Source organism: Bradyrhizobium sp. CCGE-LA001 (assembly GCF_000296215.2).
GTDB lineage: Bacteria > Pseudomonadota > Alphaproteobacteria > Rhizobiales > Xanthobacteraceae > Bradyrhizobium.
The window spans coordinates 6,402,418-6,415,805 of record NZ_CP013949.1 but is presented as its reverse complement, the minus strand read 5'-3'; the positions used below and the strand labels follow the sequence as shown (position 1 = coordinate 6,415,805).

At 56.3% G+C, this 13,388-nt stretch carries 9 protein-coding genes and 1 pseudogene; 5 read left to right on the top strand and 5 right to left on the bottom strand.

From position 1 onward, the window contains the following. Positions 1–36 precede the first annotated feature (36 nt). From BCCGELA001_RS29600 to BCCGELA001_RS29575, 5 genes are all read right to left on the bottom strand, one after another. Positions 37–993 carry a CobW family GTP-binding protein gene (locus tag BCCGELA001_RS29600; protein WP_008558511.1) on the bottom strand — a complete coding sequence of 319 codons (957 nt, stop codon included), beginning with the start codon at positions 991–993 and terminating at the stop codon, positions 37–39. 9 nt (positions 994–1,002) lie between these two features. Continuing rightward, positions 1,003–2,607 (bottom strand): amidohydrolase, encoded by a 1,605-nt coding sequence (locus tag BCCGELA001_RS29595; protein WP_144441549.1) that lies wholly within the window; start codon positions 2,605–2,607, stop codon positions 1,003–1,005. 310 nt (positions 2,608–2,917) lie between these two features. Continuing rightward, on the bottom strand, positions 2,918–4,573 hold the full coding sequence (locus BCCGELA001_RS29590) for an amidohydrolase (protein WP_008558509.1): 1,656 nt from the start codon (positions 4,571–4,573) through the stop codon (positions 2,918–2,920). Positions 4,574–4,601: 28 nt separating this feature from the next. Beyond that, positions 4,602–5,618: a CobW family GTP-binding protein gene (locus BCCGELA001_RS29585; protein WP_008558506.1), complete on the bottom strand. Its 1,017-nt coding sequence runs from the start codon at positions 5,616–5,618 to the stop codon at positions 4,602–4,604. 745 nt (positions 5,619–6,363) lie between these two features. After that, positions 6,364–6,984, bottom strand: coding sequence for a helix-turn-helix domain-containing protein (locus BCCGELA001_RS29575; RefSeq protein ID WP_008558502.1), 621 nt, complete (start codon positions 6,982–6,984; stop codon positions 6,364–6,366). A gap of 213 nt (positions 6,985–7,197) precedes the next feature. Here BCCGELA001_RS29575 and BCCGELA001_RS29570 point away from each other — a divergent pair, with 213 nt between their 5' ends. The 5 genes and pseudogenes from BCCGELA001_RS29570 to BCCGELA001_RS38520 all read left to right on the top strand — a co-directional run bounded on the left by BCCGELA001_RS29570 (position 7,198) and on the right by BCCGELA001_RS38520 (position 12,762). Continuing rightward, positions 7,198–9,723 (top strand): GcvT family protein, encoded by a 2,526-nt coding sequence (locus BCCGELA001_RS29570; protein ID WP_083543438.1) that lies wholly within the window; start codon positions 7,198–7,200, stop codon positions 9,721–9,723. A 111-nt stretch (positions 9,724–9,834) separates the two neighbouring features. Next, entirely contained in the window at positions 9,835–10,668 is an 834-nt protein-coding gene (gene purU / locus BCCGELA001_RS29565) for a formyltetrahydrofolate deformylase (protein ID WP_060737925.1), read from the top strand. A 25-nt stretch (positions 10,669–10,693) separates the two neighbouring features. Further along, positions 10,694–11,608: a bifunctional methylenetetrahydrofolate dehydrogenase/methenyltetrahydrofolate cyclohydrolase FolD gene (gene folD / locus BCCGELA001_RS29560; RefSeq protein WP_060737924.1), complete on the top strand. Its 915-nt coding sequence runs from the start codon at positions 10,694–10,696 to the stop codon at positions 11,606–11,608. A 74-nt stretch (positions 11,609–11,682) separates the two neighbouring features. Further along, positions 11,683–12,479 (top strand): annotated as a pseudogene (locus tag BCCGELA001_RS39515) (IS1 family transposase). Positions 12,480–12,606: 127 nt separating this feature from the next. Beyond that, positions 12,607–12,762 (top strand): hypothetical protein, encoded by a 156-nt coding sequence (locus BCCGELA001_RS38520; RefSeq protein ID WP_193409745.1) that lies wholly within the window; start codon positions 12,607–12,609, stop codon positions 12,760–12,762. Positions 12,763–13,388: the final 626 nt, after the last annotated feature.

The window sequence follows — 13,388 nt, the reverse complement described above, 5'->3', positions numbered from 1 at the left end:
GGTACAGCGTCATGACCAAGGGTCTCGCGAAACGATCTAACCTATGACGGAGCTGGTCCAACGGGCGAGCTTGGAAAGACTCGTCTCAATTATCTCTTTTAGTAGATTCGTATTGTCACCGCTGAGGACAAACACCAGCACAGTCTCATGGTACGCGGCCAACGGATTGGCGGGGGTTAGCTCAACGTCGCCGCCCGCGACTTGAACAAGGTATCTATTGTTTGTTTCCTTAGACGTGACTATGACGCCCTTGATTCGTTCTGCTATTTTTGCCAGCTGGCCCAAAGACTCGCGCATTCCAAACTGGTCGACCAAATCCTTCGTGCGCAGAACCATGGTGCTGAATGCAGCGCCAGAGAGCTCAGCGCCGCTCGCCGCGGGAAGAATTTTTGAGGGGCGGCGCGTCAGAATCGGCGTGCCGATGGCACTCGCATCGACTTTGCTATGATGGGCGCGTACGACGACGGCCTCTTGGTTGAGCTCGCCCAAGATCGCTTCGACCTCAGACACCCGAGTTGCGGGTACAAGATCTATTTTGTTAAGGATCAGCCGGTCGGCCGCTTCGATTTGCTGCTGGACCAGGTTGCCAACAAACCTGTCGTTCAAACGATCGATGAAACTTGACGCGTCGATCATTGTAATAATGGCACTGAGGCTCAATTCTCGCATGCCTTGGCTGTAATATGAAATGCGGCGAGGGTCGCCAACTCCGCTAGCTTCGACCAGAATGCGCTTCAGTGGCGGACGAAATGCAGTCATCCAATCGAATGCTTCTCCGAGTCGATCGGTGACGGAGCAGCAGACGCAACCATCTTGAATGCCAAGTGTCAATCCAGCCTTTTTAATCACGTGCTGAGCATCGACGTTAATAGGCGCGAGGTCGTTTACGATAACTCCTGTCTCTTTCGAGTCCCAGGTCTGTAAGAGGTGATTGACGAGGCTTGATTTGCCGGAGCCGAGATATCCGCCAATTATGATGACATCTACCGTCATTAGCGCACTCTAGAAGCTATTCGGAAAGTACTTTCCTTCGAAAACAGTGCCGAGGACCTTGATTTCGCGGATGCGCTCCGGCGGCACCTCGAACGGATCACTGTCCAGCACAGCGAAGTCCGCTTTTTTGCCCGCGCGAATACTACCGACTTCGCCATCCATTCCGAGTATATAGGCGGCGTCGATGGTGATGGCTTTCATCGCCTGTTCGACCGAAATGCGCTCGAGTTCTCCCATGACCTTACCCGTTTCACACAGGCGGTTGACTGCTACCCAGGCGTTCACCAACGGTGCTGCGGGCGCCATGCTGAAGTCTGAGTGCAAGGAGAAGCGGATATTGTTGCGCGTCAAAGTGCCTAGCCGAGACATCTGCGATGCCCTTTCATAACCGAGTATGCACTTATAGAAGCGGTCGCTGAGCTCATGAACGTAGTAAATGTTAACTGAAGCGTTGGCGCCCAGCTCGGCCGCGCGCTGAATCTGTTCCGGTGTGCTCACTCCAAGATGCTCGATTACGAGCTTGCGCCCAAATCGCGGCCGGCGAGCTTGGAGATGCTCGAGCGTGTCGAGGACGAGTTCTAGACCCAAGTCGGCGGAGGTATGAATATGAATGACGTCTCCCGCATCCCAATAGGCTTCGGCAGCCTGGCGTAGAAGCTCGGGCGAGGTTATCCAGTGGCCATCTTGGCCCTCGATCCGACCCGGCCAGTGGAGTTGCATCAGGTTGGAGAAGAATCCGCCGTCGGCGAACAACTTGACCGATTTGCCGAAGTGAGCGCGTGCTGTATTCTTTGCGCGAAGAGATTTGAGATGAGCCATGCGCGCAGGAATGTCGACGGAGTCCGCGCCGAAGGGAATCCCAACGGGAGTCATTTGTACTCTGAAGGGCGTGCTTTCATCGAAGGTTTCCTGGCAAAGCTGCCATTCCAGCTCTTCTCCGCCGATTTTGCCAAACGCCATGTCGCCGATTGTCGTGTTGCCGCCCGCCCGTATAACGTCTTTGAAAGCACGATATCCAGCTTTGATACGCTCCGGCGCGAGGAGATAGCTCCGCAAACGCGCCAGGACCATGGCCATGCCGCTTTCGTAGAACAGCTGTCGTTCAGCATCCACTTGGGGATGCCTTTCGGCATCCTCCCGCGTTATTCCGGCCCATGCCATTGCGGCGTCGTTGAGGTAAAGCGAGTGAAAGCCGCGGTGCCACACGACGATCGGCCGTCTGTTGGAGATGCGCGAAAGCAGTCCTCCACTTACCGGTCCGTGCCACAACTCATGATAGCCCCAACTCACCAGTGGTTCACCCTCGGAGAGCTGGCTTTCAATCTCGGTCAGACGATTGAGGAATTCGTTCTGTCCACGAACGGAGGTAAGAGATCTCCCGGGCAATTTCCAATCCACGCCAGTGATCCAGTGCATGGGAAGGAGAATGGAAGCCAGAGCAGGATGCACATGCGGGTCTATGAAGCCGGGCATCAGCACGGCATCTCGAAACGTGTCGTCGATCTCAGGTGTTTGGCCAGAAAACCACGGCCTGATTGACTCTGCCGTACCAACTTCGAGGATCCGAGACCCTCGAACCACCACAGTGTCGGCGACCGGCAAGGACGGGTTCATCGTCCGGATGGTCCTCGCCCTGTAGACGGTTGTCCTTTCCACCTTGGAATCCTTCCAAATGATCGTTGCGAATGGCCAAGCCTGTGCCGTGACGGCCGACTTACAACCTATTCACTAAGCGGAGTCACACGTACGACTGCCAACCAACGGCTCCTCACAGGGGTTTTCGAAAGCTCATTCGTTCGCGCAAAGGCCATTGTGCACCCGACGCTATCAGTCACGATGCACAGCAAGAGTGTGGCCACTACTGCTTTGGTTAGTCCTTGTGAAGGAGGGTTGATGGGCGGCGGCTAGAAGGGGGTCGTCTGCGCTATGCCGCCTGTCGCCCACTCGGCGCTTCTTCGGCCGAGCACTCCCAAATTTGTTCTCCCTCGACGTACGTGCCGAGGACCTTGAGATCCAGCACGTGCTCTGGATCGACGGCGCGAGGGTTCTTGTCGAGGATTGCAAAATCCGCGTATTTGCCGATCTCAATGCTTCCGATGTCGTTTTGCTTTCTGAGGTGGAAGGCCGCGTCAATTGTTATAGAGCGCAAGGCCGAATCCATATCCATGATCTGATCTGGACCAATAACGTTTCCTGCGCGGCTTCGGCGAGTGGTGGCAAGATGCAGGCAAAGGAGCGCGTGCGGCCAAGTCATCGGCGGGTCGCAGTGGAGCGAACTCCGCATCCCCTTTCGGACGGCGCTCCCCGCAGGCACAAACTTTGCGGCCGCTTCCGGTCCAAGGAGCGCGTCACGGAGTGCTTCGCCCCAGTAATAAAGGTAAGGTAAGAAGAAGCTGCACACCACTCCGAGCGTGTTGCAGCGGTCAATTTGGTCTTCGCGCAACGTTCCGCAATGCTCGAGCCGGAACGGACGCTTTGCTTCGGGAAACTCATGGAGTGCCACCTCATATGCATCCAGAACCGCGTCAATAGTCCGATCGCCATGCGTATGAACCGACATTTGATGCCCGCGGGCGGCGTAAGCTCGTATGATACGCTTCAACTCTTCGGGCTTGTAGTTCATGTGACCGACGCTATCGCGCGGTAGACCCATGCTCGTAAGGGTGATTTCGTTATTGAGGTATGGCTTTGTCAGCCACACGTTGCCCATAAGGACGGATCCATCACCCCACATCTTGATGCCGGCCATTGCAAACCGATCGTTTCCTCCCTCAAAGGAAATTGTCTCGATTCCTTCGGGAACAGCTCTCTGATAGCAAAAGACCCGAATGGGCATTTGCTCTCTTTCCAAAGTCTTCTTGTAGAAGAGGCTGGTCATGGGCGTCACGCCCATTTCGGAGCTGGTTGTATATCCAGACTTTGAGAACTTCCACAACCAATCCCGTAAGGAGTCGACGCCCCGCTGCTCGCCACAGAGAGCATAGAAACTCTCGATGATGTATTCGCGCGAGCGCTCCTCAAATTTCCAAGGTTCCCCATTCTCATCGCAACGAACATTCCCGCCAGGAACAACGGGGGTTTCGCGTGTGATTTTAAGTGCCTTAAGGGCCGCCGAATTGAGGTAAATTCCGTGCATGTTTGACACCTGCACCGCGATCGGAATGTTCGGTGAGAGTTCGTCGAGATCGGCCTTGCTAGGCTCTTTGGCGCCGACGTGGAGCTGGGGGTCAAGCCCCAGGAACCAGAGGAACTCACCATCTTTTGCTTTGCTAACTCTTCTTCTTATCTTAGCGAGAGCCGCCTCGTACGTGGGCGTGTGCACCGATCGAATATCGACCACGGGGTCGCCCCAACACAAAGCGCTAAGCAGGGGATGACCGTGTGCTTCGACGAAGCCGGGCAACATCGTGCGCCCATCGAGATCGACCATAGTTGTTTGCGAGCCACGGTGACGGCTTACGGCCTCCCAAGATCCAACGGCGAGTATTTTTCCCTTGGATATTGCCACGGCCTCAACCTGCATCTGGTCGCGATCCATCGTGACTATCGGACCGCCGTGAAAAATTGTGTCTGCGCCCATCTGTGCTCCTCCTGCCTGCTTCCGGGCGTCAAGCGCCGTTGGTCTGCCCTTCAAACATTTCCGTCAGTGTGTCGGTTGGTAGTTCGCCGCGCACGCCTATGAACACGAGCTCGCTTCTGCGATCGCCTGAAACGGAAGGGCGGAGGTCGATCGTCGAGCGCTTGCCGATGAGTTGGAAAATGCCGCTCTGATCGGCCAAATCAGAGAATCGAACGATACCCTTCGCGCGCAAGATTGACGCAGGAAGAGCCCTTACGATGTCAGCGAAGTTGGCTTGATTTCCGACATCACCTGACCAGGACCAACTCTCAAACGTGCCGGAATGATCACGAGTCCTGGAGGTGCCGGTGCAGGCGGTACAGCCTTCGTGACGGCAAGGGCTTTCAGCGCGGTCGCATCGAAAGGATGTCTTCCGATTAAGCCGGAGGGCCTCTCCGTCGCCATCATCGAGCAACATAAATGCCGGAAGGACGGCATTCTGCGTCTTTATGATTCTCATGGTAGGCAACGCACCGCGGAGTATCCCGATCACTTTGTCAGCGAACCGCGGCGCTATCAAATCGGTCTTGTTGAGTAATACATAGTCCGCGACCGCAGCCTGATCGATAGCAAGCTCAGTATGTTCGAAGCTGAGGCTCGGGAAGTTTTCGGCATCAACAACGCAAATGGTGCGATCAATCCTCAGCCGGCGAGAAACCGCGGGTTGCATAAATGCATCCGCGATGGCCATCGGGTTCGATACGCCACTTGTCTCGAGCAAAACTCCGTCGAACCTCTGCTCTGAAGACGCGATAGACAGAATTGAGCTTAAGAGGTCATCTTTGATGCTGCAGCACACACATCCATTGGTAAGAGAAATGATGGTGTCGTCCTGCGATGCGATAAGCTTCACATCGATGTTGAGCGCGGCAAAATCATTGACGAGGACAGCCAGCTTCAGCCGAGTGTGCTGTAAGACGTTGTTCAGAAGAGTCGTCTTTCCGGCACCCAGAAAGCCGGACACAATCGTCACCGGTAATCGTTCCTCCCGGGCGAAATGCAGCATCGCGGCGAATCCTCGGTGATTACAGCAACGCTCGGGCGCGTCCGTCGCCTGCCACACCGCCCAGGTACGAAGGGCGTTTTCGAGCCCTTGAAAATCAAAACGACGAAGCAGCTATTGCGATAAATCAAGAAGAAAATTCTGTCAACATGAAATTTTAATCAGAAATTTCACGTGCTTACCTGCTGTTGCGGTCCGCACGGGACTGCGTTTGTGAAATGTGGGAATGGCAGTTTGGGTGTCTTCACCAGCGCAACCGGCTGAGGACCCTATCAATGCACGCAGGCGGAATGCGCCCAGACAAATTGGCCGGCATCTTTTTTAGGACGGAGTGTCCATTTCGTTCCGTAGCAACGATCTTGCCAATGGCGAGGACTATCATCGGTTACAGACAAGGTTCTGGCGCAGACAGGTTTGCCTCCCCGGGGGGAGGGAGATGCATCGCTAACAGGCACCGCTTCATAGCGCAGATCGCCAGCCCGTTTCAGCGGATCCATTTCTCTTACGACCAGCGCGACTTGTGTAGCTTCTATCGTATGCCCCAGTCGCTCGGGAGCGAATGCAGCGGTCGCGATCATCAGTTCAAGAAAGCCGCGCGACTAAGTGATGACCAACCGACCTTGCGCCGTTTTCTTGCCCGGTTGTTTGCAACGGCGGCAGAGGCGGCAACGGTTGGTCTCTATGCTCCTTAATGACATCTTATGGATTCATCTGATTGGGCTTGAGCCATTCTCGGATCTCCACTTATCTAGTAGTGCGGCGGCGTAATGACCCAAACCACTTTAGCTGGCACCGTTCCGGGATTTGCGCAGCGATGTTGCAAGGTGCTGCTAAAGGAGAAGCTGTCTCCTTCCTCAAGCTGAAACAGCTTGCCGTCAACCCAAAGGTTCAGTTGCCCCGCAATCACAATACCCGCCTCGTTGCCGTCGTGGCTGTATTCTTCGCTGTCGGCCCCCGGTTCAATCGTACTTAAGAGCAGCTCTAGAGGGCCAGCGAGGTTGGGTGAGAGAAGCTCCTCGGCGATCCCGAGGCCGGTGAATGTCAATCGGCGACGGTGCGCTTTACGAACGACGATGTCCCGTTCGCCCGGCGCAGCCTGCATGTTCCCGTTGAAGAACCAATTCATATGTACGCCGAGAGCGTCGCTTAGCTTCTTCAGAACACCGATCGGCAGCTTCGATTGATTTCGTTCGACTTGGCTCAAATAGCCGACCGAAATGCCGGCGGCCTGAGCAAGCTGGGTGAGCGTCAGCTTCTTGATCTTCCGTAGTTCGCGGATCTGGCCACCGACGGCAGCCTCCAAATCCATTCCGCTTTTTGTTTCAGAGGCCGCCCATTCCTCAGCTGCGCGTAAAGATCTAATCGCCATGGGCTCTCTCGTCCTTCAATGCGGGCGGCGTGCCTATCGCGACCAGCCGCCTGCAGCCACAAAGCCACCTTCCAGCATTCAAACCGCCCGAGTGGCTCAATCCATTTGGAGCGCTTGCAACATGAGCTCCCGACTACCCGATTCTTTATAGAGGCCACAACACCGAAAAAAAACCTATGGGCGTGAAAAAGCTATTCACTTTTGTGAAAAAATATGAGATTTCTTCACGAAGGATCGTTAGGAGCTTCAGGTGTGACGGATCTTCCGAAGTCGGCCCAAGTCGTCATTGTCGGCGGCGGTATCATGGGTTGTAGCCTCGCCTACCATCTTACTCTACGAGGTTGGAGGGATGTCCTATTGCTTGAACGCAAGCAGCTTACCTCCGGAACGACATGGCACGCCGCCGGGCTGGTTGGTCAACTCGGGGCAACCCACAACCTGACGCGATTGGCCCAATACACGACAGAACTGTATGATCAGCTCGAAAGAGAGACCGGTCAAAACACCGGCTACCGTCAGATCGGATCATTGGCAATCGCCAGTCATCAGGAGCGCTTTGAAGAGTTGAAGCGCGGAGCTTCAATGGCTCGTTGTTTCGGGCTGGAAGTGAACGTCTTGACTGCGAGGGAAGCGGGCGATCTTTGGCCGTTGATGGCGACCGAAAATGTCGTGGGTGCGGTCCATCTTCCAAAAGATGGTCAGACCAATCCTGTGGACACGACACTTGCGCTGGCGAGGGGCGCCAAGAATCGCGGGGCGAAAATATTTGAGGGCACTGCTGTAACCGGGATCATGATTGAAAACGGCCGCGCGATCGGTGTTCGTACCAAGGACAGCGAAATCGCTGCCGAGTTTGTGGTCAATTGCGCAGGCATGTGGGCGCGGGATCTCGGTGCAAGCGCGGGGACGACAGTGCCGCTCCACGCGGCCGAGCACTTCTATGTCGTGACCGAGCCGCTGCCTGATATAAAAAAACATCTTCCCGTGCTGCGGGATGCGGATGCCTGCACCTATTTCAAGGAAGATGCCGGCAAGTTGCTGGTCGGCTGGTTCGAGCCGGTTGCAAAGCCCTGGGGTATGGACGGGATTCCCGAGAGTTTCGAGTTCGATACGTTGCCGGATGATTTCGAGCACATCGAGCCCTTGCTTGAGGGGGCGATCCGTCGCGTTCCGATACTGGGGAAGACGGGAATCCAGTTGTTCTTCAATGGACCCGAGAGTTTCACCCCCGACGATCGTTATATGCTGGGCGAGACGGCGGAGGTGCGAAATCTCTTTGTGGGGGCAGGCTTCAATTCCATCGGTATTCGTTCGGCCGGCGGAGCAGGCAAGGTGCTCGCCGATTGGATCGTCGATGGTCATCCGCCGATGGACCTGTGGGACGTCGATATACGGCGCGTCATGCCTTTCCAGTCCAATCGTCGCTATCTACGGGATCGAACGGTCGAGTCGCTTGGGTTGCTGTACGCGATGCACTGGCCGTTCCGGCAGGCGGAGACGGCGAGAGGCGTCCGACGTTCGGCACTACACGATCGCTTGCTCTCGCGGGGGGCTTGCTTCGGTGAGGTCGCGGGCTTCGAACGGCCCAATTGGTATGCGCCCGAGGGGTACGAGGCCAAGTATAAATACAGTTTCGGGCGGCAAAACTGGTTCGACTATTCCGCGGCGGAGCATCGTGCGGTTCGCGAGAGCGTCGGGCTGTTCGACCAATCCTCTTTCGCCAAATTCGTTTTCGAGGGCGATGACGCCGAGCACATTCTCAATCAAATTTGTGCAAACAACGTCTCAGTTCCGGTCGGGCGCATCGTCTATACTCAGTGGCTCAACGAGCGTGGTGGCATTGAGGCAGATCTGACGATCACCCGCGAAGGAGAAAAGCGATTTCTCATCGTAACCGCGGTGGGCACCCAAGTCAGAGATTTCGCCTGGTTGAAGCGCCATATTCCAGAAGGTGCCCGGGCGCTGGCAATCGACGTCAGTTCCGCCTACGCCGTCCTGAGCGTGATGGGCCCTAAGTCCAGGAGTTTGCTGAGCAAGCTGACCGATGCAGATCTGTCCAACGGTGCGTTTCCCTTTGCGAGCTCGAAGATCATCGAGCTTGGTTATGCCAAGGTGCGGGCGAGCCGCATTACTTACGTCGGTGAACTGGGTTGGGAATTGTACGTGCCGACCGAGTTCGTCCAGGGCGTGTTCGACGCTCTCGTCGAAGAGGGGGCTTCATTCGACATGCGCCTTGCCGGCTACCATGCAATGAACTCATTACGAATGGAAAAGGGTTATCGGCACTGGGGCCACGACATCACCGACGAAGATACCCCGCTGGAGGCCGGGCTCGGCTTCGCAATCGCTTGGTCGAAGCCGCAAGGATTCATCGGGCGCGATGCCTTGCTGCGTCAAAAAGAAGTGGGACCCAAACGCAAGATGGTCCACATAGCCCTCGAGGATCCCGCGCTACTTCTCTACCACAATGAACCGATCTGGCACGCGGGGCGGCTCGTAGGGCGTGTCACGTCCGGCATGTACGGTCACAGCATCGGCGCTTCCCTTGGTCTGGGCTATGTCGAGAACCCCGACGGGGGAGGAGTGGATGCGACCTATTTGCAGAGCGGAAAACTTGAGATCGAGGTTGCCGGCGTGCGTGTGCCCGCACGCGCTTCGCTGCGCGCGTTCTATGATCCGGCGAACAATCGGGTGAAGGACATCGAAGGCGCTGTTACCGTGTCTGCGGCGGCTTCTTGAGTGGTAAGTGTTGTGTCTGAAGTCAACACGGCACCCGCCAAAAGCCCCGATGCACGGAGTCCGTCCGTCTTTGGCTCGTCGAAGGAACGAACCGATCGTCCGGATTTCGTCCTGACATTTTCCTGTCCGGACCGGATTGGCATTGTTCATGCCGTTTCGGGCTTTCTCGCCAACCATGGATGCAACATCCGAGACAGCGCTCAGTTCTCCGATCGCAGCGCGGGGAAACTTTTCATGCGCCTCTCGTTCGAGGCGCTCGATGAAATCGCAACCTCACGCTTACAGTCGGAGTTTGCCAAGGTCGCAAATCTGTTTGACATGACGTGGCAACTGCATGATTTCGGGTCGAAGCCGCGGCTCATGATTATGGTCTCGCGGGCGGGGCACTGCCTCAACGACCTTCTGTTCAAATATTCCACCGGAATGCTCGATGTCGAGATTCCCTTGATCGTTTCGAATCATAAGGACTTCTTCCGCCTCGCTGCGTCCTATGACATTCCGTTCCATCATCTGCCAATCACTGGCGATACGAAGCTGGCGCAAGAGGCAAAACTGATGGGGTTGGTCGAGCAGGAACGTATCGATTTGATTGTTTTAGCCCGATACATGCAGGTCTTGTCGGATGGACTCTGCCAGAAGATGTTCGGCCGGGTCATCAATATCCATCACTCGTTCTTGCCAAGCTTCAAGGGAGCTCGACCGTATCATCAGGCCCAGGCAAGAGGCGTCAAGTTGATTGGTGCGACCGCGCACTATGTCACGGCCGAGCTGGATGAGGGGCCGATCATCGAGCAAGACGTCCTACGCGTTGATCACTCCCTCACGCCGGAGCAACTCTCGGCCGTCGGACGGGATGTCGAGGCGGCGGTATTGACGCGCGCCGTAAAGTTCCACGCGGAGAATCGAGTCTTGTTGAACGGGGATCGCACGGTGGTATTTGGATGAGCATCTTGATGCGGTTGAACACGCAATGAGCGCAGTGGTGATCGACGGTGTTGCCGTGGCCAGGCAGCTACACGCGGTTTTGCGCGGCGCCGTTCTAGATCTCGCGGAGCGCGGGGCGACGCCTGGCCTTGCCGTCGTGCTTGTTGGCGACGATCCTGCCAGTTCGGTTTACGTTCGCAACAAGGTGCGCCGGTCGGTCGAAGCGGGATTGCGCTCGTTCCATCACAAATTACCCGCCTCAACCAGCGAAAGTGACATTCTGGCGCTGATCGCGCGCTTGAACACCGCCGAAGACGTTGACGGCATTCTCATTCAACTGCCGCTGCCATCTCACGTTGACGCCCAGAAAGTGACTGCTGCGATTGATCCGGCAAAGGACGTTGACGGTTTCCATCCCATTAACGTCGGCAACATGTCGCTCGGCGCGTCCACTTTGGTCGCCTGTACGCCGCTCGGCTGTATGCTTTTGATCAAGAGCGTCCGAAAGGATCTTAGCGGGCTTTCTGCAGTCATCGTAGGCCGTTCAAACATAGTCGGAAAGCCGCTAGCACAACTCCTGTTACGAGAAAACTGTACGGTTACTATAGCTCACTCCAAGACCGAGGATTTGCCTTCGGTCTGTCGTCGAGCGGACATCCTGGTCGCAGCGGCCGGACGAGCAGAGTTTATTCGTGGCGACTGGATCAAGCCTGGTGCAATTGTTATCGACGTCGGCATCAATCGGATCGAACGCGATGGCAATCAGCAATTGGTCGGCGATGTGGATTTCGAGGGCGCTCGCACCATTGCCGGCGCGCTGACACCAGTCCCGGGCGGTGTGGGTCCGATGACCATCGCGTGCCTGCTCAGAAATACGGTCGAGGCTGCCTGCCGCCGCCGGGGTGTTTCTTCGCCGCTTGCCAATGGCGTGGACCCAATCGGCGCGGCGCCCCTACGTTGAACTGCTGCGGAACCAGGATCATCAACGGCAATGGCCATCGGCGAACCGATCCAGCGCTCTATGGGGTAGAACGGATGAACAAGCTCGACACCCGCGCCCGGCTCTGCGAGGGTTCTTCCGTGCGTCCCATCTGGCGGGTGGCGCAAGTTTCCTTGAACACGCTTACCAAGCTCTTGGTTGATGCCGGCAGCGCTTGCACCGCCTTCCATAATCGACCGTGCGCAGCGTGAAGCTCCAGCGCATTCAATGCGACGAAATTTGGAGTTTTGCCTGATCCCAAACGTCGCGAGCGCCAAAGCCGCCCGATTGGACCGGCAGACGCGTGGACATGGACTGCTATCGACGACCGACTCCAAGCTGATCCTGAATTGGCTTGTCGGGGATCGCGACGCGAGCGCGACCAACGACTTCATTGCCGACCTTAGCCCCGCCTCGCCAACCGGGTCCAGCTCATCACCGACGGCCAAAAAAAGGCTTACCTTCATGCAGTGAGCAACGAGCTCGACCGGGATGGCGTGGCCTGCTTGTGAACCTTTAGGGCAGCGATCCGCAGCCGCAGAAGCGCCACAGCCTGGTCAAGCTAATCCGCATCGATAAGGATTTGATCGTTGGTTCGCCCGACGTAGCGGACATTTCCACGTCTTACGTAGAGCGCCAGAACCTCTCAATGTGCATGTCAATGCGCCAGTTCAGGCGCCTTACCAACGTCTCAAAGAAAGGCGTGAACCACTGTCATGCGCTGTCGCTCTACTTCGTCTGGTACAACCTAGTGAAGCCGCACAAATCACTCAAGGGCCGGACGCTCGCCATGGCTGCCGAACTTGTTTCATCGCCGTTGGAGATGAGCGACATCGTTACGTTGATTGATTAGCGCAAAGGCCCGCCAAAGAAGCGCGGCCCCTACAAAAAGCGTGGACAACTGATCTCTATTACCCAGGAGTGGTACACTCGTGTCGCGGCTCTCTGAGTCGCGTCACAACTTAGAAAGGAACTTCACCGTGGGTAAGAACGAGAAAACCGGCAAAGGAGTTGGTAGTATCGCCTCGAAAGGCTTGCAGAAACCCGGCACCCTGACGAACAAAGAAATCAAGACGCTCGCGGCCTCTGCGCTGACGCAGCGCCCGGATCATAAGAAGCCTACAGGGCGGAAGTAAGCTTTCGATTTTGGTTATTGCTGCGGTCGGGATCGTAGAAGGACCCGACGCCTGATCCCAATCCTCGTCGCCGTTGCTTGCACCCAAGTTCGGCGCGAGGACTTTTGTTTTTCATCGTCCTGCACGAGGAAGCCGACCCAAACGCACTCGTGCGCCCGGAGCGCCCGCACCTCAGAAAGGAACTGCCAACTTCCTATTGGCTGGCAACTATCGAGCTGTTCAATGCCGCACTAGCTCGGGATTCTCGGGCATGATCGCATCTCGCGTGTTTATGGTTGATGTCCTGTAAATCGGCGGGGCCGAATTGGACAGGCTGTTTGTTTTGGGGGCGGTTATCTTGCTGGCCGGCTTGTTGAACGGCGGCGTTTACTCGGTAAATGGCTCTGACATCGGCACCGCCATTGTCATTAATAGATTTACGGCAGCGGTGTGGTCCTGCGGCTATCAGTTCACCCGGACAGACTACAAGTGACGAAATTTCAAGCTGACCCCGAGATCGATACTGTTCCCCTCTGACGCCCATCATAAAGAGGGAAACAATCCGCCATGAAGACTGAGCGGCCGTCGAGACCACTCGGCGTCCTCACCGAGTACACCACATGAATCAAGATGTCCCACGTTCCCAA